The organism is Neobacillus sp. DY30, from assembly GCF_030123065.1.
Taxonomy (GTDB): domain Bacteria; phylum Bacillota; class Bacilli; order Bacillales; family Cytobacillaceae; genus Neobacillus.
This window is the reverse complement of record NZ_CP126093.1, coordinates 910690-937647: the sequence shown is the minus strand read 5'-3', so window position 1 is coordinate 937647 and position 26958 is coordinate 910690. Positions and strand designations below refer to the sequence as shown.

Annotated in this window: 24 protein-coding genes and 1 riboswitch; of the genes, 4 read left to right on the top strand and 20 right to left on the bottom strand. The window is 38.5% G+C overall.

The window, feature by feature from the left end:
- Positions 1-52: 52 nt before the first annotated feature.
- Positions 53-1345, top strand: a complete 1293-nt coding sequence (locus QNH29_RS04405; protein ID WP_283863638.1) for an ABC transporter substrate-binding protein — start codon at positions 53-55, stop codon at positions 1343-1345.
- 38 nt (positions 1346-1383) lie between these two features.
- The gene (locus tag QNH29_RS04400; protein WP_283863637.1) at positions 1384-2178 is read left to right on the top strand and encodes an SDR family oxidoreductase; all 795 of its coding nucleotides are present in this window, start codon (positions 1384-1386) and stop codon (positions 2176-2178) included.
- 733 nt (positions 2179-2911) lie between these two features.
- Here the strand turns inward: QNH29_RS04400 and QNH29_RS04395 are convergent.
- The 6 genes from QNH29_RS04395 to QNH29_RS04370 all read right to left on the bottom strand — a co-directional run bounded on the left by QNH29_RS04395 (position 2912) and on the right by QNH29_RS04370 (position 7001).
- A complete protein-coding gene (locus QNH29_RS04395) occupies positions 2912-3304 on the bottom strand; it encodes a globin domain-containing protein (protein ID WP_283863636.1) in 393 nt (130 codons plus the stop codon).
- A gap of 83 nt (positions 3305-3387) precedes the next feature.
- Complete coding sequence (locus QNH29_RS04390) at positions 3388-3780, bottom strand: VOC family protein (RefSeq protein WP_283863635.1); 393 nt, start codon at positions 3778-3780, stop codon at positions 3388-3390.
- A 71-nt stretch (positions 3781-3851) separates the two neighbouring features.
- Entirely contained in the window at positions 3852-4403 is a 552-nt protein-coding gene (locus QNH29_RS04385) for an ECF transporter S component (protein WP_283863634.1), read from the bottom strand.
- A gap of 18 nt (positions 4404-4421) precedes the next feature.
- Positions 4422-5264, bottom strand: coding sequence for an energy-coupling factor transporter transmembrane component T family protein (locus QNH29_RS04380; RefSeq protein ID WP_283863633.1), 843 nt, complete (start codon positions 5262-5264; stop codon positions 4422-4424).
- The gene (locus tag QNH29_RS04375) at positions 5254-6141 is read right to left on the bottom strand and encodes an energy-coupling factor transporter ATPase (RefSeq protein WP_283863632.1); all 888 of its coding nucleotides are present in this window, start codon (positions 6139-6141) and stop codon (positions 5254-5256) included. The genes QNH29_RS04380 and QNH29_RS04375 overlap by 11 nt, the downstream gene beginning before the upstream one ends.
- Positions 6141-7001, bottom strand: a complete 861-nt coding sequence (locus QNH29_RS04370; RefSeq protein ID WP_283863631.1) for an energy-coupling factor transporter ATPase — start codon at positions 6999-7001, stop codon at positions 6141-6143. Before QNH29_RS04370 ends, QNH29_RS04375 begins: the two co-directional genes overlap by 1 nt.
- 263 nt (positions 7002-7264) lie before the next feature.
- Positions 7265-7310: riboswitch (PreQ1 riboswitch) on the top strand.
- Between the two features lie 10 nt (positions 7311-7320).
- On the opposite strand from QNH29_RS04370, the gene QNH29_RS04365 reads away from it, so the two are divergent.
- Positions 7321-7806, top strand: a complete 486-nt coding sequence (locus QNH29_RS04365) for a QueT transporter family protein (protein ID WP_283863630.1) — start codon at positions 7321-7323, stop codon at positions 7804-7806.
- Between the two features lie 56 nt (positions 7807-7862).
- On the opposite strand, the gene QNH29_RS04360 is transcribed toward QNH29_RS04365, so the two are convergent.
- The 13 genes from QNH29_RS04360 to QNH29_RS04300 form a co-directional block, all read right to left on the bottom strand.
- On the bottom strand, positions 7863-10157 hold the full coding sequence (locus QNH29_RS04360) for a glycoside hydrolase family 3 protein (protein WP_283863629.1): 2295 nt from the start codon (positions 10155-10157) through the stop codon (positions 7863-7865).
- Between the two features lie 324 nt (positions 10158-10481).
- Positions 10482-11231, bottom strand: a complete 750-nt coding sequence (locus QNH29_RS04355) for a response regulator transcription factor (RefSeq protein ID WP_283863628.1) — start codon at positions 11229-11231, stop codon at positions 10482-10484.
- On the bottom strand, positions 11228-13057 hold the full coding sequence (locus QNH29_RS04350; RefSeq protein ID WP_283863627.1) for a sensor histidine kinase: 1830 nt from the start codon (positions 13055-13057) through the stop codon (positions 11228-11230). The genes QNH29_RS04355 and QNH29_RS04350 overlap by 4 nt, the downstream gene beginning before the upstream one ends.
- A 106-nt stretch (positions 13058-13163) precedes the next feature.
- Positions 13164-14189, bottom strand: coding sequence for a TRAP transporter substrate-binding protein (locus tag QNH29_RS04345; protein ID WP_283863626.1), 1026 nt, complete (start codon positions 14187-14189; stop codon positions 13164-13166).
- A gap of 48 nt (positions 14190-14237) precedes the next feature.
- Entirely contained in the window at positions 14238-15533 is a 1296-nt protein-coding gene (locus tag QNH29_RS04340; RefSeq protein WP_283863625.1) for a TRAP transporter large permease, read from the bottom strand.
- Positions 15534-16031, bottom strand: coding sequence for a TRAP transporter small permease (locus QNH29_RS04335; protein ID WP_283863624.1), 498 nt, complete (start codon positions 16029-16031; stop codon positions 15534-15536). It abuts the gene before it with no gap.
- A 294-nt stretch (positions 16032-16325) separates the two neighbouring features.
- The gene (larC2, locus tag QNH29_RS04330) at positions 16326-16793 is read right to left on the bottom strand and encodes a nickel pincer cofactor biosynthesis protein LarC2 (RefSeq protein ID WP_283863623.1); all 468 of its coding nucleotides are present in this window, start codon (positions 16791-16793) and stop codon (positions 16326-16328) included.
- Positions 16794-16852: 59 nt separating this feature from the next.
- Positions 16853-17869 carry a nickel pincer cofactor biosynthesis protein LarC gene (larC, locus tag QNH29_RS04325; protein WP_283863622.1) on the bottom strand — a complete coding sequence of 339 codons (1017 nt, stop codon included), beginning with the start codon at positions 17867-17869 and terminating at the stop codon, positions 16853-16855.
- Positions 17850-18620 carry a nickel pincer cofactor biosynthesis protein LarB gene (gene larB / locus QNH29_RS04320; RefSeq protein WP_283863621.1) on the bottom strand — a complete coding sequence of 257 codons (771 nt, stop codon included), beginning with the start codon at positions 18618-18620 and terminating at the stop codon, positions 17850-17852. The genes larC and larB overlap by 20 nt, the downstream gene beginning before the upstream one ends.
- A 533-nt stretch (positions 18621-19153) precedes the next feature.
- Positions 19154-20626 (bottom strand): gluconokinase, encoded by a 1473-nt coding sequence (locus QNH29_RS04315; protein WP_283863620.1) that lies wholly within the window; start codon positions 20624-20626, stop codon positions 19154-19156.
- Positions 20627-20709: 83 nt separating this feature from the next.
- A complete protein-coding gene (gene larE / locus QNH29_RS04310; protein WP_283863619.1) occupies positions 20710-21510 on the bottom strand; it encodes an ATP-dependent sacrificial sulfur transferase LarE in 801 nt (266 codons plus the stop codon).
- Between the two features lie 78 nt (positions 21511-21588).
- Positions 21589-22359 (bottom strand): SDR family oxidoreductase, encoded by a 771-nt coding sequence (locus tag QNH29_RS04305; RefSeq protein WP_283863618.1) that lies wholly within the window; start codon positions 22357-22359, stop codon positions 21589-21591.
- A 19-nt stretch (positions 22360-22378) separates the two neighbouring features.
- Positions 22379-23647, bottom strand: a complete 1269-nt coding sequence (locus QNH29_RS04300; RefSeq protein ID WP_283863617.1) for a nickel pincer cofactor-dependent isomerase, group 22 — start codon at positions 23645-23647, stop codon at positions 22379-22381.
- A gap of 291 nt (positions 23648-23938) precedes the next feature.
- On the opposite strand from QNH29_RS04300, the gene QNH29_RS04295 reads away from it, so the two are divergent.
- A complete protein-coding gene (locus QNH29_RS04295; protein WP_349654886.1) occupies positions 23939-25096 on the top strand; it encodes an ROK family transcriptional regulator in 1158 nt (385 codons plus the stop codon).
- Positions 25097-25319: 223 nt separating this feature from the next.
- Here the strand turns inward: QNH29_RS04295 and QNH29_RS04290 are convergent, their stop codons facing one another.
- Positions 25320-26777, bottom strand: a complete 1458-nt coding sequence (locus QNH29_RS04290) for an MFS transporter (protein ID WP_283863616.1) — start codon at positions 26775-26777, stop codon at positions 25320-25322.
- Positions 26778-26958: the final 181 nt, after the last annotated feature.

Here is a 26958-nt window from a genome sequence, read left to right as displayed (position 1 = left end):
ATAAGTCAGCAGAGATCTATAAAATAAATATATAGTACTAGGGGGAAAAAAAATGGCTTCTAAAAAGTATACAATTACAGCAGGTTTATTATCCGCATCACTTCTTTTATCAGCATGCAACAGTGACAGTGCATCTGGCGATAAAAAGAATACCGAAGGCAAGGGCGATAAAGTGGTAGTTGATCTCTTTAATGGGAAGGTTGAGATTGCAGATCAATTAAAAGCGTTAACAGACCAATATACAAAAGAACATCCAAACGTAACCTTTAATATTGAATCAGTTGGCGGAGGCGCAGATGGTTCTGCTGCCCTAAAAGCAAAGTTTGCTTCGAACAAAGCACCTGATATCTTTGGCAACGGCGGTTATCAAGAGGCTCTAACATGGCAGGATAAGTTTGAAGATTTATCTGATCAGCCATGGGTAAAGGATGCCTATGAATCTGCATTATCACCAATGACGATAGATGGAAAAATTTATGGTCAGCCTGTAAATATGGAAGGCTACGGTTTTGCATATAATAAAAAGTTATTTAAGCAAGCTGGTATCACAGAACTTCCAACTACTTTCTCCGAATTAGAAGCAGCAGCGAAAAAATTACAAGATGCTGGCATTACTCCGTTTTCAATTGGTTACGGCGAGTGGTGGGTATTAGCAAACCATGGACTAAATGTTCCATTTGCCTACCAGAATGACGCAGATACATTTATTAAGGGATTAAACGAGGGTACCACTAAAATTGAAGGCAATGAACACTTCAAAAATTACTTTAAGCTAGTAGACCTAACCATGAAATATGGCAACAAAAACCCATTAACAACTGACTATAATACACAGGTTACACTATTTGCAAGCGGAGAAGCTGCAATGATCCAGCAGGGTAACTGGATTCAGCCAATGCTGGATAAAATTTCTCCTAACATGGAAGTTGGTTTTATCCCAATGGCACTAAACGATGATGCTTCAAAAGCAGATAAATTAATGGTCGACGTACCAACCAACTGGGTTGTTCACAATGGTGCTCCAGAAGCAGACAAAAAAGCTGCATTGGATTTCTTAAATTGGATGGTAACATCTGAAGAAGGTAAAGAAGCATTAGTGAAGGAGTTCAAATATATCCCAGCCTTTAAGACAATCGAAGCTAAAGCTGAAGATATCGGGCCACTTGGAGCAGAAATTCAAAAATACTCTCAAGAAGGAAAAACATATTCTTGGCAGTTCATGAAATATCCAGATGGTGCAGGACAGGAATTTGGAGCAGCACTTCAAGCATATGTAGGCGGACAAAAATCTGAGGATGAAGCAATGAAGGCTCTCGATGAAACATGGGCTAAATTAAAAAAATAATACAACTATTAGCACATTAGAACTCACTGTGAGTTCTAATGTGTTTTTATTATAATGCTATTTATGGGGGTGATCTTATTTATAAACTAGATTGTAACGTTGCATTAGTTACGGGTGTAAGTCATGAAAATGGTATTGGAGCTGCGATATGCAATAAATTAGCAGCTAAAGGAGCGGATATTTTCTTTTCACATTGGGGTTCAGATACAGATTGGGCAAAAAATTTCGAATGCATCATTCGAGAATATGGTGTTAAGTGTGGAAGCTTAGAAGTTGATTTAGCTGTTCCTAGCTCACCATTTAAATTGCTTGACGTCGTGACTGAGGAATTAGGTTTACCAACCATTCTAGTTAATAATGCAGCCCATTCTTCAAGTGATGGATATATGAATTTGGATGCAAAAACACTAGATGACCATTATGCAGTAAATATGCGAGCCACTTTTCTATTATCGGTTGAATTTGCTCGTCGATTTAGTCAATCCCCAATACGGGGAGGCAGAATTATTAACCTTACATCCGGTCAAGCACTTGGTCCGATGCCTGGTGAATTGGCTTATGCAGCAACGAAGGGGGCTATCTCTGCCTTTACTCTTTCCTTGTCCGCAGAACTTGCTCCTCTTGGTATTACCGTTAATGCAGTAAACCCAGGTCCTACTGATACAGGATGGATGAACGAAGAGATACGGGATTGGATTCTGCCAAAGTTTCCGTTAGGACGCATTGGCATTCCTGAAGATGCAGCAAGGCTCGTTGCCTTCCTTGCCAGTGAAGAGGCAGAGTGGATTACAGGGCAGGTATTGAATTCAGAAGGTGGCTTTATTAGAGGTTAGTGGGGTTTATTTGCTAAACAGGGGTGCCCAAGTTTTGGTTTATAGGCTCTGAGTCTGGATTTAAGTATGGATTTTTAATTCCTGTTTTATCTTACCTGCCAAAATGATGCCTTTTCCTGCGGATTTCATTTGCTTATCTGCATATTTCTCCTTTTACCTGCATTTTTGCTTTGTTTATCTGCCTAACAAAATCAGCGCATCAACCTCAACATTGAAAAAGCCAGGTGCTGCCTGGCTTAGGTATTTTTATTACCTATATATGGAAAACATATGCGAATTATGACTCAATTTCCTGATTCAAGAGAGGATTTTTATTCCCTGTTTTATCTTACCTGCCAAAATGATTCCTTTTCCTGCGGATTTCATTTGCTTATCTGCATAATTCTCCTTTTACCTGCATTTTTGCTTTGTTTATCTGCCTAACAAAATCAGCGCATCAACCTCAACATCGAAAAAGCCAGGTGCTGCCTGGCTTAGGTATTTTTATTACCTATATATGGAAAATACATACGAATTTTGACTCAATTTCTGGATTCAAGTGAGGATTTTTATTCCCTGTTTTATCTAACCTGCCAAAATGATTTCTTTACCTGCGGATTTCATTCGCTTATCTGCATAATTCTCCTTTTACCTGCATTTTTGCCTTGTTTATCTGCCTAACAAATTCAACGCACATAAACTCAACACTAAAACAAAAAAGGATGTCTCGTTTTGTGGACACCCTATTGATCCTTTATTCTCTATCTGGACTATTTACCATAATCCCAGCAACTTGCGTTAACCGATCATAAAAAGCAAGCCCCGCTGGTTTATCATATAGTCCAATTTCTTGAAAGGCTTCCTTCATACAGCGAAGCCAGCATTGTGCTCTCCTTGGTGTTACTTCAAAAGGAAGATGACGTTCTCTCATCGCCGGCGGTCCAAACTCCTGACTGTAAAGCGCAGGACCACCTAAGAATTGCGGAAGAAACATTCGCTGCTTCCTCATAATTTCCTCCATGTCACCTTCAAACAAAGGTCTTAATTCAGGATCTGCATATACACGCGGATAAAAAGCTGCAACAAGTTTATCAATTGTTTCCTGCCCGCCAATTTCACTATAAAGAGATTTAAATTTATATTCCATGTCATACACCCCTTTTATTTACCTTCGATTATAAAGATAAAAGCGATGTCTTTTCGTGATTTAAATCACATTTTCATAATTCCTTAGGACAAATTTGGTGCGACTAGCTCTACTTTAATTCGGTCTGGGTCCTCAAAAAAAACTGCATAATATTCTTGACCTCCTGCATATGGGTGCTTCTCCCTGTATAAGATAGGGATTTTTTTCTTTGCTAGTGTCTCGGTTATTAGATTGACATGTTCCCTAGATCTTGCATGAAAGGCAAGATGATTTAATCCGACTCGGCAACGATGGTAAGGAACATCTAAAAACCTTTCTTCAGCTTGTACAAACACTAGATAGGTTTCTTGATACTTCCAGCTAATCCCTAATTCCCATTTTTGAAACTGTTCGTATCCTAATTCAGTTAGAAGCCAACCCCAGAATTCAACACTTTTATCTAGGTTCGAAACATATATCTCTACATGATGCAGCATGTCTTAACCTCCCCAATTTTTCAAAAAACCCATTGGAGCCTAAGCCCCAATGGGTTAATTCTCTATTAAGACTATAAATCCTCTGAAATCCTAGATTTTTTCCCTTTACCAATTTGCTTCCAGGCTAAAACGACTGCTAATGTCACAATCGTACCAACAATTGCTTCCGGAATACCGTTTGTTAGAGCAACTGTCCATGCTACTTCAGCGCCCATATAACCTCTAATAACTGCCATTGACAATACCAGGACGGTATTAGTCAAGGTACCTAAGAAAGCTGCCGTTCCAATCGCAACGTATTCACTCTTTCTGCGGATCCCGACATACACAAGCCATGCGGCCACGCCGATAAAAAGTCTAGGCAAAATCGCTACTAATGGATCTTTAAATAGAGGAACAGTAGCATTTAAAAAAGAGGACACACCAAAGATAATTCCGACGATAGCTCCTACAATGGGACCTTGCATAATCCCCCCAATAATGGCTGGTATATGCATGATCGTGGCATTACCCGCTGCTGTAGGCACCGGAATATACCCTAACCTCGTTACACCTAAAAGAATTGCAACCGCACCAAGAACTCCTGCGATAACAATATTCCGAACGGTTAATGTACCTTTCATTTCTCTTCTCCCCTTTTTCTAATATGGAAACGGATAAAAAAGCAATAATAATGAAATTAAAAGACCAATAATTAATACTAAATAATCACGGCTGAGTGCTTTGTACACTGAGAAAGCACTTCTATCGTTTCCAGGTGTATAACAACGGGATTCCATCGCTAATATAAGATCCTCTGCTCTAGATAACGCAATATTAAATAAAGGAATAATAATCGGAAGCATATCCTTCGTCCTCTGAATGATTCTCCACCATTCCCCTGATCCAAAATCCGCCCCTCTTGATGCCTGAGCCTTCATCATTTTCTCCATTTCAATTGCAAAGGTTGGCACGAAGCGAATGGCAATGGTAATAATCAAGGAAATTTCATGGACAGGAAATTTTATTTTTTTCAAAGGACTTAATAGACTTTGAATCGCATGAGTTAATTCTGTCGTTGATGTGGATAGAGTTAATACACTGCTTAATAAAATGATTTCCACAAAACGTACGGCCGAAACGATGACGAGTCGGATACTCTCACTGGTAATCAAGATAAACCCATATTCAAAGAATACTGTACCTCCAGAAAAGACATTGCCTTGGAAGATGAGCTGCAAAACAGCCAATATGATAATAAAGGGAATAGCTGGTTTTATACCCGATAACCCATAACTTACCGGTATTTTTGAAGCCCAGAATAAATAAATAGATAATAGCAGACCAAGTGCATTTCCTACATAACTAGTATTGAGAGCAATAGCTAAAACTAGAATAGTGAACACTAACAATTTTATTCTCGGGTCCAGCCGATGTATAAAAGAACCTGTCGGTACGTACTGGCCAATGGTTATATTCCTAGACAGTTCAAATTCACTTGCCATGATTCTCCACCTCCCCATCGGTAAGAACCTTTATGATTTCGTCAGCTGCCTCCGAAATCGTAAAAGCGGAAGTATTTACATTGTACCCAAGGTCCTTCAGCCGATACAGAGCTTGTACCGTTTCAGGTGTTCCAATTTGGTAACGCTGCAATTTTTCCTTATCAGTAAATATATCTTCTGGAGTACCTGATAACACGTCAGCGCCATTTGCCATGACATAAACTCGATCTGCTAAATAAGCGACCTCTTCCATATTGTGCGATACAAAGATGACCGTTAAATTTTCAATTTTATTTAAGGATTTTATCTTATCCAGCAACTCATTTCGAGACTTAGGATCAAGTCCGGCTGTAGGTTCGTCAAGCACCAATATCTTAGGCTTTAACGCTAGAATACCAGCAAGCGCCACTTTACGCTTCTGCCCGCCGCTCAATGCAAACGTCTGGCGATCCTTCATTTCTTCAAAGTTCAGGCCTACCATATCCATTGCCCATTTAACCCGATCCCTGACTTCCTTTAGGGGCAGACCAAGTTTAAAGGGTCCATAAGCGATATCATCGCCAATTAATTTTTCGAAGATCTGATCCTCTGGGTTTTGAAAAACGAGTCCTACATTTCTCCTCAATGCTTTCATATCAATTCGTTTTTTGGATAAATCTACTCCATCGATGATCACTTTCCCTGAATCAGGCCGGATAAGCCCATTAAAATGCTGGATGAGGGTAGACTTACCTGAGCCTGTATGCCCAATAATGGCAATGCACTCCCCCTCATTGACCACCATGCTTGTCCCCTTTAAAGCTTTATGTTCCATAGGGGTACCTTTCATATATGTATGAAATAAGTTTTCTATTTCGATGATTGGTTTTCCACTCATTAGACTACTTCCCCGCTCCTGGCTTTTGAAACTCTCTTTACTTCATTTATTAGTTCTTCTTCTTGGATAATCTCCTTAGAAAACGTTGGAATTTTGTTATGAACCATTTGAGCTATCTGACTAACAGCCGGAATATCTAATTGGAGGTTCATTAAAACCTCTTTATGTTTAAAAATATCACGGGGTTTTCCATCCATAACAATTTTCCCGTCTTCAATGACAATAATCCGGTCCGCTTCAGCTGCTTCCGACATGCGATGCGTTACAGTAATGATGGTCATTCCCATCCTATTCATTTTCCTCATAACTTGAAGAACTTCGTTTCTGCCAAAGGTATCAAGCATGCTGGTAGACTCATCGAATACGATACATTCTGGCTGCATGGCCAGCACCCCGGCAATCGCCACTCTTTGCTTTTGTCCTCCAGATAAATGGTGTGGCGGTCTTTTTCGGAAATCAGTCATTTTCACGACTTCTAAAGCCTCATCGATTCTTTGCTTCATTTCTTCCCTTGGGACGCCAATATTTTCTAATCCAAATGCAACGTCTTCCTCGACAATCGTCGCCACAATTTGATTATCAGGATGCTGAAAAACCATGCCGACACTTTTGCGGATGTCAAGCTTCCTGCTGACGTTCTTCGTATTGTGACCACGGACCCAAACATCCCCTGAACCTGGAGTTAAAAGCCCATTTAAATGCTTGGATAATGTGGATTTCCCTGAACCGTTATGTCCGATAATGGCAACATATTCACCAGGAAAAATGGAAAAAGAGACATCCTTTAGAACAGACACAGAAGTGGTCTCATTGATTTTATATGAAAATGACACATTTTCTAAAGCAATAATCGGTTCCAACTAAATCCCCCTTTCTTCTATTTTATTAATATTCTGAATACTATTCAATCATAGTAAATGATTTACAAGAAATATAATAGCACGAAGTCAGAAAAGGGGATATCCTCAAGGACCATTTCTTTAACAACCATTTTTAATAAATAGAATGTACAAAATGGGTAATATTATCCAGTATCTAAATATATCTTAACTCTTACCGATAGTTTAACTCAAACTTTATATTGACGAGTAAATACATTTATACTAATATATTAGCTTGTCAGAAAAACGTGGTTCGAGAACCTCCCACGTAAAAAAAACTAAGGAGACAACTTTATATATGAAAATAAAAACACTTGTCGTAAATGCGATATTAGCCGCATTATACATTGCTGTTTCAGGGTTAATCGCTCCATTCGGGTTTACAAATATTCAATTCCGTGTTTCAGAAATGTTTAATCATCTTATTGTTTTTAATAAGAAATACATTTTTGGAATCATCACAGGGGTATTCTTCGCCAACCTTTTCTTTTCACCGATTGTTGCTTATGACCTCGTATTCGGTGTCGGTCAATCACTATTAGCTCTATCGATTACAATTTTGTCAGCACGTTTCATTAAGGGAATCTGGGCTCGTATGATTGTGAATACCGTTGTCTTCACCTTCACGATGTTCTTGATTGCTTGGGAATTAAACCTAGCATTCGAATTGCCATTTTTATTTACTTGGTTAACAGTGGCCATTGGAGAATTTGTTGTGATGGCAGTAGGTATGCCGATCATTTATTTAATTAACAAACGCATTAACTTTGAAAAAATGATATAGATCAAAAAAATGCTGCTTCAGAGAATGAAGCAGCATTTTTTATCTATTATAGCTGATTATTTTCCAGTTTTACCTGCATGATCAGGTTTACCTGTTTCATTTGCATGGTCAGGTTTTCCAACCGCTTTTCCATTGTTATCTTTGTAAGACAGACCAAATCCGTATCCGTACTTGTCACCATTTTTATTTTTATAAGTGAAATGTTTATATTCTTCAGGTGCAAAGCTTGGAACATCCCCGATTTCTCTTTCTACAGCTTCCGCACTGGCTGGAATAGCGAATGGAAGCTTACCAACGGGATTGAATTCTCCAGTGATTACATCGAATACTGCCTCTTGAAGCGTACCGAAAGTACCGATTAATGCTGCAGCATTTGGTTCAAGCTTGTTTATTAGCCATTGATTCGTAAAGTTTACCGCAGTAATGGTTGGCACAGCTTTTTGAATTTCAATGATTCGATCTAATTCAAGAATACCTGTTGTTTCATTAACAGCAATACGTGGGTTATTATCCCAGTTAGATTGAGTTGGTTTAACATATAAATATGCATGAGTTGCTTGATCAACACTATCTACTAACGTAATGTTAGGGAATTTTTCTTTGAGCATTTTCTTTAAGTCTGCATTAAATGCAGCGGTTTGTTTTGCTGATTCTTCATTAATAGTTTTTTGAGGATTTGGATTATTTCTTCCTGGAGCAACCCCAATAAATCCTTCAACATAAAGCTTAACATTTTCTAACTTTTCTTCTGTTAACGGTAATAGTTTTTCACCTTTGGTTTTATCATTACGCATTAAAACGACTGACTTTTGATGTGCTTCATAAGCTAATGCTCTGTGTTCTTCATTGTTTGCCGCAGCAATAGCCTCTGCAGGATTTACATATGGGTCTTCAAATAGACCTAATGTCATCATTTCTGATAGGGTATAAGTAATAGATTCATCCAGCTTCGATTCTTCTAATAAGTCACTATGAACGGCCTCAATTACATACTCTGGATTTGCTCCACCTGAAATAATATTTGTTCCTGCATTGATGGCTTTGGCCACTTTTTGTGCATTTGGAATTGGATTTCCATCTTCATCCACTAGATAACCCCATGCGCTGCCCGCAACTGCACCTGAGTCAGAGTTAATATATCCTTTGAAACCAAGACCTTCTCGCAAGTAATCTATGATTCCTTTATTTAAAGTCATACCAACCTCTTCAAATTGCTGAGTTTCACTATACGGTTCTAATCCTTGATTAGCACTATTATTACTTGGATATGCGTAATATGGCATTACGGATGCTACGCCAGCTTCAATTGCTCTTTGGAAAGGAGGAATATGATATTTTTCCATACTTCCTTCCGTAGGGTAAATGTTAAAACTACCATTTGCAAAGTGAGGATCTTGTCCATCATCACGAGCCCCGCCGCCAGGGAAATGTTTAACTGTAATGGCTACACTGTCCTTGCCAAGAGTTTCAGTTTGGAACCCTTTAACGATTTCATAATTCATGTCTCCAACTAATTTTGGATCTTCGCCGAATGTCTCCTCGATTCTTGCCCAAAGTGGATCTGTTGCAACGTCAGCCATATATCCATAAACTTTTCGAATACCAGCCGCTCTCCATTCTTGGCGGGCAATATCGGCAAATTCAGCAACAGCTTCTACATCTCGTGCAGCTGCTAAACCTAATGTTCCTGGCCAGAAGGTATGTTGATCTTGAACATTGGTAATATTGGTATAATCCGTTGAGGCAGAATTTCTTGGATTTGAAGTAATGACAACCGGAATACCTAACTCTAGACCCTCAGCTAATTGCTGCATTTGGTTATTATAATTGGCAATATCGCCTAAGTTTTGGGTTAGACGGTAAATAACGTACCGCATTTGCTTGTTTATAACATTAGTAGCATTTGCATCGGTTACAAATTTCCCATCCGCTGGATCTGCCACTGGTGTGTGTGTAGTTATGTACATCAATCCAGCTTTTTGTTTAAGACTCATCTTACTAATCAAATCCGCTACACGTATTGAAACTGGCTTTGTCCAGTCTTCGTAAACATCTAAGCTTTTACTTCCATTGGCGTCTCTAAAATATTTGCCGTTAATTTCAAGAATTCGATCTTGAGTTGCTACTTCAATTTCTGGCTGTCCTTCAGTTTTTGCAATCTTATAAGTTGTAATTGCACCACGTCCAGAATATGGCGTCGCTGCCCCTTCTTCACCTGTATACCCTTGGTCATCTGCAAAAATTGCCTGTGGTCCAATTACCGGAGCAACTAATGATAGAGTTAGTGCGGTTGCGAGAAGCTTTTTTCTTAGTTTTGAAGATTTTTTAATCTGTTTTGATAATGAAGCCATTTCTCTCTCCCCTTTTTTAAATAATGTTAGGTCATCAATAAGATTTTTGAATGCGTTTTCACTTTATAATAAAAAAATGGTTAATACCGAAAGCTAAATACATTTCAAAACGATTATTTTATCAACCTCCTAAAGATTTTTTAAAAGGTGTCACACCAGCCAGTTTCCCTTCTTTCTCGGAAAGCATTTCTATTTACAATTATACAATTCAGAATAATTCATCAATTAGGGAGTTTTTTTAGGGAAATTTGTAATTATTTTAGTTATTCAGGTAATTTTAAAAATAAAGTAGGAGGACATCAATGTGATGTCCTCCTACAGCTTTTAACCATTATCTTTTTCTACTAATGATTTACGAAATTCTGATGGCGTGCTCCCGGTGATTTTCTTAAAGTTATTACTAAAATAGGCTAAATCGGAGTAGCCAACTCTTTCAGCAATCTCTGACATCCTTAATGTCGTGTTTAATAATAAGCGTTTACCCTCTTCAATTCTTAGTTCTGTTAAATAATCAACAAACTTTTTATTAAGCTGTTGTTTGAATAATTGACTTAGGTAACTAGAATTCACGTGGACATTTTCTGCCGCAGCGTGAAGAGTTACTTCGCTTAAAGGTGTCTTCTTAATATAATTCAACACCTGATCAATCGTGGAGGAAGGAAATTTATCATCTGCATCCTGAACTACCTTTCCCTTGACCTCTTCCTTAGTCTTTAGCCATTTTTCTAAACACTTACGTAAATCATCCTCTTCAATGGGCTTGAGAAGGTAATCTGTCACCCCGCTGCGAAGAGCTTGCTGAACAAATTGAAACTCATCATGCACACTAATGACCATTACATCCTGCTCTTTGTTTAATCCAGTGAGTTCTTTCACAAACGTTAAACCATCCATAATAGGCATTCGGATATCCGTTAAAACGAGGTCAACTTCATTTTGCCTAATCCAGTCAAGTGCTTCTAATCCATTTTGTGCTTCATGCACAACCTGCAAGGGAAGATCCAGATTTTTTATCGTCCACTTAAGAGCGGTTCTGACCCATCTCTCATCGTCCACTAACAAGATTTTCTTCATCCAGTTTCCCTTCCCTCTGTAATTTCCTTCATTGGAAGCTTCATTTCTACCACAGTACCAACTCCCAGCTGACTGCTAACACCCAGTCCGTAATCAGCGCCAAACACATAATGAATCCGTTGCTGGACATTTAATAATCCAATATGTTTCCCGTCTGCGTTTGATGTTTTCTGTTCAAGCTTACTTGTAAGTTCGTTTAAAGTCTGATTTGGAATTCCTGCGCCTGAATCTTCAATTCGAATGATAAAAGAAGATTCTGACTTTGGAACAACTGATATGGTTATTCTAAGCTTTTGAAGTCTTCTGCCGTAAGCATGAACAAAGCAATTTTCAACTAATGGCTGCAGTGAAAATTTTACTACTTGAAGCCCCATTGCCCATTCAGGAATATCCAACTCATAATCAAAGCGGTCTTCAAAACGAAACTTTTGAATTTGAAGATACGTCTTGCAAAACCTGATTTCCTCCCCGAGACTAACAGTGGAAGAATCGTTTTTAAGATTATATCGAAGCAGCTTTGCAAGAGAAAACGACATGATTGCAATATTTTCCTGACCTTCTTCTAATGCCATCCCTCTAATCGTTTCAAGGGAGTTGTATAAAAAATGAGGGTTCATTTGAGACTGAAGCATTTTGATTTCTATTTCTTTTTTCTTGAGTGACATTTCTGTTTCTCTTAATTTGGAGACATAAACTTCTTCAAGTAAATCTGATAGTTTTTCAACCGTATGATTAAATCCAGCAGATAACTGTCCAATTTCATCATTTGATTCCACCGGTACTCGTCCACTAAGATTGCCGGTTTCAACTTCTTTCATAAACCGTTTCAGGCGCCGAATTGGGCGGACTAAACTTGCTGCAAACCCAAACCCTATCGTGTAGGCAATTATTAACGAGATAATAATGGTCAAAACAATGGTTCTTCCGATTTGAATAATTCCTCCCGTTAGATCTTTATACGGTACAGCCGTAAAAAAACTCCAGCCTATATTGGAGGAATACGTATAAGTGACAAAATCCTCCCTCTCGTTCTGTAGAATCTGTGTGCGGCTTTCGTTATTTTTGAGTTGTGTGAGCTGGGGAAACTCTATTTTTTTTCCAAGTTTTAAATAATCAGGATGGTAGACATAATGCCCTTTTGAATCCAAAATAAAAAAATATCCGTTTTTACTAATTGTTACTTTGTTTGAGATTTCCTCAATTCTTCTAAAATTGATATCAATAACGAGCATTCCGACCGGTAGAAGCGTATCAGGGTTATATAATCTCCTAACTAGAGAAATAACTGGCTGCTCTTTATTTTTTAGTTTAAGGGTTCTTGTTACTAACATCGTCATTCCGTTCATAGGAACAGATGAGTACCAATATTCTTCCTTCATTTTGGTAGAGGGATAGAAATTATTTACTCCAAGCGTATCGATCACAATATCGTTATCCACTAGAACCGTGATATTAGATATATCTGCTCGAGAATACGCCGCATATTTAAGTGTGTTCTTGGCTGACACCACTAATTGATCACTTTTCTCATGTTTCAGCAGGCTGGATAATTCCGGAGAGTTGATAATTTTTAAACTTGTAATCTCAAATTCTTGAAAATAATATTCAATATGTGATTCTACCTGACCTATTATTTGACTGCTATACTGCCGGAGCTCATTCTCCAATTCAGCTGAAGATCGATGATAGGAGATAATCCCTACTGATAGAACAGGCAATATAACGAGGAAGCTAGAAAAAATGCATAGCTTCAACATTAATGTTTGATTTCTTAAGAGAATGTACTCTTTAATAAATTGTGCTATTTTTCTCCCATGCTGCTGCATTCTTCCACTTCCTAATAAATGGTCTAAGTCTTACCTATAAACAAAACAGAAAAGACCCAGCTGGTAGATGGTGGAACATACCAGCTAGGTATTTTTTTGTTACAGATTACGGACGTGCTGCTTCAATCGCATCCATTACCTCTTTATACTCTTTTGAGTATTCATCAATCATAGGTTTTACAGCATCTTTCCAAGGTTTAAGATCCTTAACTTCAGTAAATGTAACACCAGCGTCTTTTAATTTTTTTTCAGATTTCTCTTCATATTTATCCCATTCTGCTCTTTGTGTTTCTACAGAATCAAGCGCTGCTTGTTTAATGATTTTTTGATCTTCAGCATCAAGCTTATCCCAAGCAACTTTACTAATGAGAAGAACTTCAGGGATGCGTTGGTGATGATCTAGGATCAAGTTCTTAGCTTCCTGATAATGGTTAGATGAATCTAAACTTGGCAGGTTATTTTCTGCTCCATCAATGATACCTGTTTGAAGGGCACTAAATACTTCTCCATATGGCATTGGAGTAGCACTAGCTCCTAAGGCATCCATGAAATCAATATTGATTTTACTTTGCTGAACACGAATCTTTAGTCCTTTTAGATCCTTTACATCTTTAAGTGGTTTGGTAGCATAAAAACTACGGGACCCAGAGTCGTAAAAAGCTAATCCCTTCATCTTTGATTGCTCAAGACCATCTAGTAATTTTGTTCCCATATCCCCATTTAAGAAATTCCAAAGGTGATCTTCACTTTCAAAAACATAAGGAAGTCCGATTGGAGTAAATTGATTATTGAACTCGGCAAGCGGGCTGGAGTTGATTCGTGTAAATTCAATCGCTCCCAGCTGAACCTGTTCAAGAACCGATTTTTCATCACCTAATTGCGCTGATGGATAGACTTCTATTTTAATTCGTCCTTCTGTTCTTTCCTCTACTAATTCAGCAAACTTCTTGTCACCAAGGACAGTCGGATAATCAGGCGGCTGATTGTCTGCTAAACGGAAAGTGTATGATGGTTTCTCTTCTTCCTTGGTATTGCCGTTGCTCGGCTTTGCTTCCTCTTTCCCACACGCTGCAAGGATTGTACCCATTAATAACGATGCAGCTAAAATGCCTGTGAATTTATTCTTTAACAAAATCAACACCCCTTAAATTTTTTTATATAATCTTCACCTTAAACCAGATTACTTAGCTAACATATTCGGCAGCCACATAACTACCTCTGGTATATAGGTGATAATTAACAGAACAATTAATAATGCATAGAAAAATGGCATCATGGCTTTTGTACCCTGCTGAATCGAGACCTTTCCTATCGCACATCCGACAAATAAAACGGTTCCAACAGGCGGCGTTAATAAACCAATTCCTGCATTTAGGATTAAGACAATCCCGAAATGGACAGGATCCATACCAAAACTCGTTACTACTGGCAGAAGAATCGGTGTCATAATTAATATCATTGGTGCCATGTCCATTGGTGCACCAAGAAGCAGCAGTAAGATATTGATAATTAATAAAATGATAAGCGGATTATCTGAAATACTTAAGAACAAGTCGGTTACCATAGCAGGAATCTGCAAATAAGCAAGTATCCATCCAAAGGATGCCGATGCTGCAATTAAGAAAAATACCATCGAAACCGTTCTCATTGTTCTTGTGAGTATTTTCCAAATACTTGATACAGGTGCTTCTCTATAAACGATGAATGCTAGAATAAAAGAATATAAGCACGCTAACGCACCTGACTCGGTGGCCGTAAACCAGCCGCTCATGATACCACCTAAGATAATAACAGCAGGACTTAATGATAAAAGACCGTGTAAGAGAATACCGCCGATCTGTGATTTTGGCACTGGATCTGCTTTCTGATATCCTCGTTTTCTAGCAATAATATAGCCTGTAATCATAAGCGAAATTAACATAATGATCCCAGGTACGATACCTGCCATAAAAAGACTTGCGATTGATACGCCCCCGGCTGCTAAAGAGTAGAGAACAAGATTATGACTCGGAGGTACTACTACACCTTGGATAGCAGAAGCAATGGTTACACCAACAGCATAATCTGCTTCGTAACCCTTCTTTTTCATCATTGGAATCATAACAGATCCGACAGACGAAACGTCTGCGACTGCAGAACCTGAGATGTTTCCAAAAAACAAGGCAGCCACACTATTTACCATTGCAAGTCCGCCTCGTATTCTACCTACTAGTAAACTCGCAAAATTTACAATTCTCAGAGCTAATCCACCCTCGCTCATTATTTGTCCCGTTAGGATGAAGAATGGGATAGCAAGCAAGGAAAAGGAGTTCATTCCTTGAACCATTTGCTGACCTATCACCGGCAGCGGAATTTTCATATAGATTACTGTTAGCAAGGACGAGGCCACAAGCGTAAGAGCAATCGGAAAACGAAGCAGGACGAGAATAACAAAGCTTGAAAGTAAGATAATAATTCCGATTGTATTTGTATCCATTTACATACCCTCCTCCAAATCCTTATGTCTAGTTGTGTTAATATTAAAGAATTGCAGGAGTGAGTAACCGCAAATCATAACACCGGTGACTGGCATAGCCAAATATGTGATACTGCTGGGAAGTTTTGTTGCTGGAAGTGTCGATTCCGCCGTCAACAATGTAAACTCCCATCCCTGAACTACAAGGTATAATCCAAAAGCAAAAATAGAAGCACTAATGATTTTATCCAGGACTTTATTAGAAGATTTTGGAAACAGGTTGGTAAAAGAATCGATACCTAAATGAATATACTCCCTAAACCCTATCGCAATGGCCATAAATGCAAACCAAGCCAGCAGTAACAGTGTAATTTCTTCGGACCAAAAGAATACAAAGTTAAATAATTTCCGCGTCATTACCTGTGTTGTCACAACAAATATTAACGCTGTTAAAAATAGTAAAGTGAATTTTTCGAAAATAGAGTCTATAGCTTTGAACACCTTTTTTATATACTCCAAGTAAATCCCCCCTTTTTATTGAAACCGTTTACTTACCTATCATTTTACGAATCGGGAGAATGTTTTTAAATATTGTTTTTTTAGAAAAATTTGTGATTTTTTTAGGTTTAGAATATTTCAGAAAGCCTTTTCATTTTTTGTTAGTTCAATAAACTAATTAATTATTAATTAAAGTTTAACATCCACCTTTAGTAGCGTCAATATGAGCTGATAGGAGGATATCCTTTAGAATTGATAAGCAAAACTGACGCTAAAAGGCTGTCCCGATATATTGGGACAGCCTTTTGTTCATTGTTAAGTGTCGGTTTTTTTCCAAACTTGCTCATAGACCTTTTTTAGAGGGATATCGTGGAGTTGCGCAAGGCTTTTACACTCTTCATACTCTGGTGCCCGCTGCACGACTTCCCCATTCAGGATTCCTTCTTTTACAGTCACAGGTCCCCACTCAGTTTCAACTTTCTTGAATACTCTTTCTAACCGGTGAACAGTTAAAGGATAATAACGCACACCCAGTGTGGTTGTTTCTTTAAAAAGTATTTCCTTCATTATATTAACTTTTTCAACAGAGCATAGCAGCTGAAGTAAGATACCTGGTCTGTTTTTCTTCATATATATCGGGGTATAAAAAACATCATTTGCCCCCGCTTCAAAGAGCAAATCCATTACATACCCCAGCCATTCTCCAGGAATATTGTCCAGGTTAACTTCCATTTTAATCATCTGATCATCTATGTGTTCAAAATTAGGAGGATGAGGACTCATTGGTATACTCCTCTCAATATGGCAGAGATTAGATCTCTAGTTATTTTTTCATAAAGCAGTTATTCACCAATAATGACACGAACAACATTTGGATGATCTTTGAACGTTTTCGTCCCTGCTCCATATCCAATCGAAATTACTTTCATGGATGGAATAGAGGTAAATTCCTCTGCCAATACAGCCACGATAGCTGCACCAGTTGGCGTGGTAAGCTCAAATCTCACCTCTGAATGTTCAATCGGGACTCCTTTTAAAATCTCGAGTGTTGCCGGTGCTGGGACTGGATAGATTCCGTGATCGATACGAATTTTCCCAGTACCCACAGGAATTGGCGATGATTTAATCATCGATACTCCTAATTGATCAATTAGAATGGCAGTCCCAATAATATCAATGATTGAATCTACCGCACCCACCTCGTGAAAATGAACCTTCTCCAAAGGAACTCCATGAATAAGCCCTTCTGCTTCAGCAATTTTTTTAAAAATCCTTAAAGCAATATCTTTTACTTGTTGAGAAAAATCAGCTTCTTCAATTAAAAGTACAATATCTTTATATGATCGATGGTCATGATGGTGGTGATCATGGTCATGATCATGATGATGATGTGTATGTACGTGTTCATGCTCATGATGGTGATCATGGGTGTGGGTGTGATCATGCGTATGCGTGTGTCCGTTATCATGATCATGAGTGTGATCGTGTGTATGCACTTGTCCATGGTCATCATCATGAGTGTGATCGTGTGTATGTGCGTGTCCGTGATCATGGCCGTGAGTGTGATCGTGCGTATGTGCGTGTCCATGGTCATGGTCGTGGTCATGATCGTGCGTATGCGCGTGTCCATGGTCATGGTCATGATGATGATGGTGTTGGTTTTTTAGCACCACATCAAACTTTGTACTCGTAATCCCATTCTTTACGACCTTTTTCCATGTCAATTCATATTCATCTTCAATATTTAGCTTTTTTAATTCTTCTACCAGTTTGACTGGGTCAGCACCTGCGTCTATAAGCGCTCCAATCACCATATCCCCGCTTACTCCTGAAAAACAATCAAAGTAAAGTGTCTTCATTTCTTTCCCCTTTTTGTGCAAGTTGATGAATTAATACGGCGTTATATCCTCCGCCAAAACCATTATCAATATTAACAACACTAATTCCAGACGCGCATGAATTCAGCATCGTCAGTAAAGCTGATAACCCATTAAAGTTAGCCCCATAGCCGACACTTGTTGGGACCGCTATGACAGGATGAGAAACAAGTCCGCCAACCACACTCGGCAGTGCTCCTTCCATCCCAGCTACCACTACAGACACTGTCGCCTTTTGAATTTCTTCTGCATGATTTAATAGACGATGGATTCCAGCTACGCCAACATCATAAATACGATGGACCTTACTTCCCATAACTTCTGCAGTAACCGCCGCTTCTTCAGCAATCCGTAAATCAGAGGTACCTGCAGCAACAACGGCAATATATCCCTGTTTGTTCTCTAGTGGATTATTTTGGTCTTTCCAATAAAGAATCCGAGCGATTTCATGATAAGTGAACTCAGGACAAGCCTGTTGTACGATTGCAGCTTTCTCTTCTGAAATTCTTGTTACCATAACCTGATTGTTTCTTGCTCTTAATGCTGTGATAATGGAGATAATTTGTTCAGCAGTTTTCCCTTCGCCATAGACGACTTCTGGAAAGCCCTGTCGTTTCTTTCGATGGTGGTCAACCTTTGCAAATCCCAAATTCTCAAACGTAGCCAATTGATCTTTCGCTTCCGCAATACTGAGGGTTCCTTTTTGAACTTGTTTTAGAATATCCTCAAGCACATGATTCCCCCCTTTTAACTCTAGTGTGATTCTATACATTAGCCTTGATGAAGGACAAATCTTTTGGGGTCTTGATGAGTTTTGTCTTTCATTGCCTAGACGAAGGACAAATCTTTTGCTTCTTTGCTGCGTTTTGTCTTTCATCGCCTGGGTGAAGGACAAATCTTTTGGGGCCTTGATGCGTTTTGTCTTTCATCGCCTTGATGAAGGACAAATCTTTTGGTCCCCTGATGAAATTTGTCTTTCATCGCTTGAATGAAGGACAAATCTTTTGGGGCGGCAGCGAGATTAGTCCTCAAGACCCCTTATTAAGGACTAATCCCTAGTCCCTCAAAACACGATCTGTCCTCAAGACGCCTCATTAAGGACTAATCTCTAGTCTCTCGTAACACGTTTTGTCCTCAAGACCCCTTATTAAGGACTAATCTCCAGGACCGCACAACACGTTTTGTCCTCAAGACCCCTTATTAAGGACTAATCTCTACCACGAGATAAGAGATTTGTCCTTAAAAGTTTTTAACAGTAACGTTCATTTAGAAATACTTCACCATATCCCTAGCCAGCTTCTCATAGTTTTCATAAAGCGCCTTATACACGATACTGTTTTCTTTATTTGGCAGAACTGGTTCACCCATCGGGATATTCTTTTTAATATCTTCAAAAGAATCTACTTTACCAACGCCTACTAAAGCGGTCCAAGCTGCTCCCCATGCAGCACTGTGATGGCTTTCCGATACGTAAATCTCTGCTTCAAAGATGTCAGCCATCATTTGCAGCCAAAGTGGAGATCTCGCCAACCCGCCGTTTACATAGATTTTTTCCGGCTCGCCCGCTAACCTTTCCAGCGCTTTGCCGATTTGATAGAGATTAAAGGTAATCCCTTCAAGGACAGCCCGGATAAAATGTTCTTTTTTATGGGTAATCGAAACCCCATAAAAATTACCTCTAGCCTTCTGGTTCCATACCGGTGCTCTTTCCCCATTTAAATAAGGCAGGAATAGAATTCCTTCTGCACCAGGAGCAACCTTTTCTGCATCCCCTAAGAAATCAGAAAAGTCCCTTTGGTCGTTTAGTAGATCTTTTAACCATTGTAAGACGATACCGCCATTATTCGTCGGGCCGCCTACAATCGTTGAATCTGCTGTAAAGGAGTAACAAAAAGTTTCTTGATTTTCATCAATTTTTACCCCTTTATTGATTTGCCTGATTGCGCCGCTTGTCCCAACGGAAACGGCCACTTCACCGGGCAAAATCGCGCCAATTCCTAAGTTTGCCAATTGGCCGTCCGCCGCACCCATAACAAATGGCATTTCCGGACTAATTCCCATTTCATCGGCAATTTCTCTATTAATACCGGACAACACGCAAGTAGGCGGCACTATTTCAGAAAGCTGATCCCTAGTAATCCCAGTCAATTCTAGTAATTCAGGCTCCCAATCCAACGAAGCAGGATTAAATAAGCCTGTAGCAGAAGCCATTGAATAATCAATCACTCTTTGACCAAACCAGCATTGCAGTAAATATTCCTTAATGGACATAAAGTACGCTGCTTCCTTATAAGGCTGATAGTTAGTTTCTTTCATCCATAAAAGCTTATTAAATGGAGTCATAGGGTGTATAGGTGTTCCTGTTTTTGCGTAAACGCTGCTTCCAATCGTCCCTTTAATAGCTTCAGCCTGAGGAAAGCTTCTCCCGTCTGCCCAAATTAGCGCTGGAGAAATCGGGCTGCCCTTTTCATCCACACAAAGAAGTGAATGCATGGCAGCGGAAAACCCAAGTGCTATTAACTCATCTTTACCAATGGCAGCTTTTTCAATGACTTCCTTAATTGCTGCCACTGCAGACCGTTCGATTTCAACTGGGTCTTGTTCAGACCAGCCTGGCTCTGGATAATGAAAGCTGTTCATTTTCTCCGTTTCCGCTATAAGTTTTCCGGTTATATCAAATATACACGCTTTTACACTGGTAGTCCCAATATCTAGTCCCATTACGAACTCTCTTGACATATGTTTCATCTTCCTTTTCAACGATCAATGTTGTCATTTATGTTAGAAAAGGCTTTGGAAATTTCCAAAGCCTTCTTCTATTATTACGATAATACCTTGTTCATACTTCCGCTCTGATATCCTAGCAAATCCAAAGTAATATATTTATATCCATACTCTTGGAGCTCCCGAACAATGGAATCATGATTTTCTAGAACGATTTTCATATCATTTGGCTCTACTTCAATTCTAGCGATCTCATCATGAGTCCGAACTCGTACCTGGCGAATTCGAAGACTTTTTAAAAAGCCTTCTGCCCGCTCAACTTTTGTCAGCTTTTCTTTTGTTATATATTCACCGTAAGCAATCCTAGAAGATAAACAGGCAAAGGACGGTTTATCCCATGTAGGTAAATCAAACTGCTGTGAAAGCTCTCTGATTTCCTGTTTAAACAAATTTGCCTCAAGAAGCGGGCCGCGTATCCCCTTTTCCTTGGCTGCTTGCATTCCTGGTCGATGTTCATTCATATCATCAGCAATGACCCCATAAATCACATTTTGGAATCCCTTTTCTTCCATTACTGGAATGAGATGATCGAATAAACTACTTTTACAAAAGTAACAACGATTTTTGTTATTTTCTGCATAACCAGGAATGGCTAATTCCGATGTTTCTATGACTTGGTGTTTAACACCAATTTTTTTTGCCAGTTCCCTAGCCTCTTCAAGCTCGCTCGAAGGGTAGGTTTCCGAATCCGCTGTGACCGCTAAGACATGATCTTCCCCTAATGTGTCAACAGCTGCTTTTAATAAAAAGGTACTATCTACACCACCTGAGAATGCTACAACGACTGATTCCATGTCACGGAGAATAGACTGTAATTTAGTATATTTCTCGTTTAGCAAGGTCTCATCTCCCCACGTACTTTCTATATCTATCCACTATTTAACATATTATATAGACGTGAACCTTATGTCCAAGAATTAAATTGTCATCGCTCCAAATCCGCCGTCTACACGAATTAATGCCCCTGTTACAAAACTTGAAGCTTTATCTGACGCAAGGAAAACCGTAGCACCTTGAAGTTCTTCTGCTTCTCCAAAACGTTTCATAGGTGTATGGCCCATGATAGATTCAATTCTTTCTTTGTCTAAAATTTTACGATTTTGTTCCGCTGGGAAAAATCCTGGAATAATCGCATTGACACGAATTCCACTAGTAGCGAATTCACGAGCTAAGAATTGAGTTACACTATTAAGACCCGCTTTTGAAACAGAATACGTAAATACTCTAGATAAAGGTGTTGTAGAGGAAACAGATGAAATATTAATAATACTTCCTTGTCTTTCTTGTTCAATCATGCGTTTCGCAAAGATTTGACAAGTCATAACAATACCTTTTAAGTTAATGTCCATGATTTTATCGTACTCATCCATATCTAATTCAAAAAACGGAGTTGGGCTGTTTGTGCCTGGTGCATTCAATAGAATATCCCAGCCGCCAGACCATTGTTCAATTTCATTTGCAACTTGTACTAATGAATCCTTTGAGCTTACATCTGCTGAGAATGCTTTTGCTTCTCCGCCATTTTCCACGATTTCCTTAACAACCTGTTCAGCCGTTTCTAAGTTACGGCCAACGATGGCAACTTTAGCCCCATGTTCAGCCAAGCCTTTTGCCATTGCTGAACCTAATACACCATTTCCTCCAATTGCAACCGCGGTTTTTCCTGTTAAGTCAAATAAATTAGTCATGTTTCAACTCTCCCTAGTTTTAAAATAAGTTTCCTTTTTCATCAAATGGAAGTTCATAAAGCTCTGAAATCAGCTCCATATTTGGATGCTGCTTTACATGCTCAATTAAAGCTTCTGAAACTTCAATTTCACTTAACTCTAACGTATTTTTAATGCGAACCATTTTTACCTTTGTAAAATCTAAGATATTACTTGTTTTTACAGCCGCTTGTATTGCTTCACGGTCATTTGGCAATGTCGTAGCAATCTTTGTTGGTGCCACAACAGTTGAAGTTAACCCGTTTGCATAGGTAACTTCGAGGTCCATTCGATCCACTAAACGCTGTGTTGTAAAATCAGCTGTTCCGACACCATTGGCATTTCCCTCTGTTTGCGGTGTTAAACCGAGGACAACCATTTTGTTAACGTCCGGTCCTCCGTGGGCATATGGAGTTGGATATCGGCCCGTAATATTTGGATCCATCCCATCACCAGAGATATTTTTACCAATTTGATCAATGACAAGAACTTCTAATTGTTCAAAGAACAGCTTTGGTAATAATTCTTTCGCCTTAGCCTGCAAGTCTGCTTCTCTCTCAATAATTTCTTCAGGTGAAAGAACATCGACCACAGCAATTTTATCAAAGGCATTTTCAATCGTTGCCACACCAAAAAGGAATGGTTTTTTCTCCATAATCATTTTTGCCATTGCTGGTACGTTCTCAGCCATGTACTTAAAGCCTAGTTGGTGACAAGCTTCAGCACCTCTCTGCTTTCCTAACCCAATGCTGATCATTTTCATAATGCCGCTTTCAACCGGACCTCTAAAAGCTGTATGAGGCTTTACACGATTGATGACAACGATGCCGTCTGCTTCATAAGCATACTTATCCACATAAACAGGCAGGCCGTTTGGCAGTTCGCCAATCTTCACTACTTCCATGGAAGAGCGAATTTCACAGCCAGCACTCTCTTCAGTTACGCCAAGATGTGCTAGGACCTCTCGCTGACCTTCGGCAGTTGCGCCCCCATGGCTGCCCATGCTTGGTACAATAAATGGCCTTGCCCCTAAATCTTTTAAAAATTTCACGGTAACTGCTGTTAATTCGACAAGGCGGTCAAGGCCGCGGCTGCCAACTGCCACCGCAATTTCCATCCCAGGCTTGATTTTTGATTTTATATGTTCTTGCTGTAATCTATCCATCAAAACTGGTTCTAAATCATCAATCTTTTTATCATCAAACTTTACTTTAACTTTCGCCATCTTTGGTACTGGAATGTCTTTCAATAAGTCTTGAAGAATGCCCATTTAATTCTCACTCCTTTTATATACTAAGTATTTCACAAGGAATTATATTCCATGTATGGAAATAAACCAAATCAAGTTTGAACACCACTTGTAATCCCTTTCAAACTCACATATGTAAAAAAATATTATGCAAATCAATTTAATTTGTTTACCAAACAAACTAATTACCTGTATAATATCATTATTGGATTGTTTACGTCAATGAATATGCAAAACTATATTTATCTTTTTTTTTTTAGAAATATAAAAGGAAGTGATGATTTGGTCACGGGAGACGCATCGTATATTAAAATGATAAATCGATCATTGATTATTAGTAAAATAATTGAACATGGCATGATATCCAGGGCGGATTTAGCGAAGATTACCGGACTAAACAAAGCTACTATTTCTGTGCAGGCAGCGGAATTATTAGCAGAAGAATTAATTATAGAAACCAAGCAAGAACATAAAAATCTCGGAAGACGACCTATTATGCTATCGCTCAACCATCAAGCTGGATACTCTTTAGGAATAGATCTAGATAAAAGTGTCATCACCTTCACCTTATCAGATTTAAGCGGCTCGCCATTGGACACACATATTATCGAAATTAAAGCGTTTGATTACAATCTAATGGTAAAATTGTTAGCCGAACAGATTACCCATTATAAACAGAGATGTTCTCAATCCCCCTATGGACTCATTGGAGTGGTCATTGGAATTCATGGAATCGTTAATAATGATGAAACGATTTATTTTGTCCCGCGCCATCAATGGCATAACAAAAATTTAAAGGCAGATTTGCAAAATGAAACCGGTATCAATGTCTATATAGAAAATAATGCGAATTTATGTTCATTTGCGGAAATCGTCTACAAGCATTATCAAAGTGAAAACTTATTATCTGTCAGTTTGTATTCAGGTATCGGGCTGGGAATTATGGTAAATAGTAAATTACTAAAAGGCTGCGATGGTTATGCAGGTGAAATCGGTCATATGATTATTGTCCCTGATGGTCTTCCTTGCAGATGTGGAAATCACGGCTGTTGGGAACAATACGCATCGGAATCTAGCTTTATGAAGCAATTGTCAAAAATCCATAATATAGAATATGTCACCTATAATGAAATTAATCAATGGTTCGTAGAGCAAGATCCCGTTACATGTAAGTTAATGAAAGATTTTATTAAGTTTCTTTCATATGGACTTAACAACATTATCAACCTCTACAATCCAGAGATCTTAGTGATTAATAGTGAATTGCTGCGGTTGTATCCAAATGCACTAGAAGAAATTAAAGCACATCTAACTTCTACTGTCGGTCAATATCACAAACTACAGATTTCAGAATTTGGTAAAAATGCTTGTAGTATGGGCGCCTGTGCCCTTGCGATTAAGAATTTTCTAGAAGTGAAAGAGTTATGTTTTTCTATTGAATTCAAAACGAAAAAGAGTGTTCCTCAGTAACTGATGGCAAATTCTCCTGTAATTACTCTCTAAACATGGAACCAGATTACTTACCATTCGATACACACGAACCAATCATAACCAATTCACGAAAATAAAATGTGAATTGGTTTTTTTATGCAAAAAAATCCCCTTTGAAGTCGTATTGCTACTTCTAACAAAGGGGATTTTCCTTAAACAAATTACTTACTATTTACATAACTTCATTGACATCGCTTTCATATTATGCAACTTTACTCTTTGATTTTTTTGCAGCAATACTTTCTTGTATTTCTGCCATTTTCTTTTCATCAAGCTCATAGCGAGACATAGTTAAACCGGAAATAAGTAATGCAACAGCTGGGATAGCAAATGCTAAAATAATTGTTACTAGTTTTAATTCTGGTGTTAACGTATCCGTTACTGTTGGGAATGCATCTTTAAACCCGATTAATGCTACTGCAAAACCAACAATGGCTGGTGCTAAAGATGTAATTAATTTATCAATGAAAGAGAACAATGTTCCGATCATACCTGGTACATATCTACCTGATTTATCTGTTTCATAATCGGATACATCCGCAATCATTGGGTTAACTAGTGTTGATGGAACGCCGCCAAAGCCCATTGCCATTGTGTATAAAACAAGGAACAAGATTGTTGTGATTCCAATGTTAGACATTGAAATGCTTGTACCATCAATTAAAGTAAACATTGCAATTAATGAAACGAAAGAACCTAATGCAATCCAAGTGGAGAAAAGGAAAGCTTTTTTCATACCTGTTTTTCTTGCTTTTGCCACTGCCCAGAATGTAATTAATAAGGTTGGTACAATGGTAATCATTGATACTGTACCGCTCAACGCATAATCACCGATTAAGATCGCGAACAACATAACCATTACTACTGAATGGCGTAAAAGTGAGAATGCTAATTTGTCAACTGTTACAGCAAAAATTAGTTTTAGTAACGCTTTATTACCTTTTAGCAGCGGCCAGAAGTCGCGGAATTTCGTTTTAACGGTTTCCTCCGCCAAGCCATAAAATTCTTTTTTATCTTTGCTTGAGATACCAATTACAGCTAATACGGTAAATACACCTGAAAGAATGAGAGCAAGAGTGTTTAGTTCAGTGAATAAGTCCATATTAAAATCGCCATGTTTTTTAACTAAATAGGAAGCTACATAAACCTGTCCGCCAGTGAATAGCAATGTGTTGTAAATTCCATCAAATACTGCGAATAAAGGACGTTGTTTTGGGTCATTTGTTAAAACCGTTTGCGCTGCCTTTGTAACAGAAGTCTGACATGTATATCCGATAATATGAATGGCATAGATTGCGATAAAGAATATCAGTCTGGATGATTCCGGTAATAAGTGTGTAACATTATATAATACGAGAATAGTAGCGGCTAAGATGATATTTCCAATGACCATAAAAGGACGGAACTTTCCGAACTTACCCTCTGTTTTATCTACCAAGAAACCAATGATTGGATCTGTAACTCCATCCCAAATTCTCATACTCATTAAGATGGTACTTACCACAACTACTGCAATACCTGCAACTCCCGCTGCGTAGTAAGACACAAAAGCCAAAATAAACATGTAAAGATTAGTTGCAGTGTTATTTAAAGCAAAGAACCCAATTTCCCAAAGTTTTGCTTTATTGTATTGCTGATTATTAACTGCTGTAGATGTCATCTGCAGTTCCTCCCTTATGCGGTTAACCGCTTTCATTAAAGTTAATATTTAATGTTTTCCTTTGTGGAAATTATACCCTTTAATTTGTTTATTAAACTAACTAACATTCACAAGCTAATCATAAATGAATCCGTTTTCATTTGCAATACTTTTTTAATGAATTTTTTTGGTGAATTTAGAA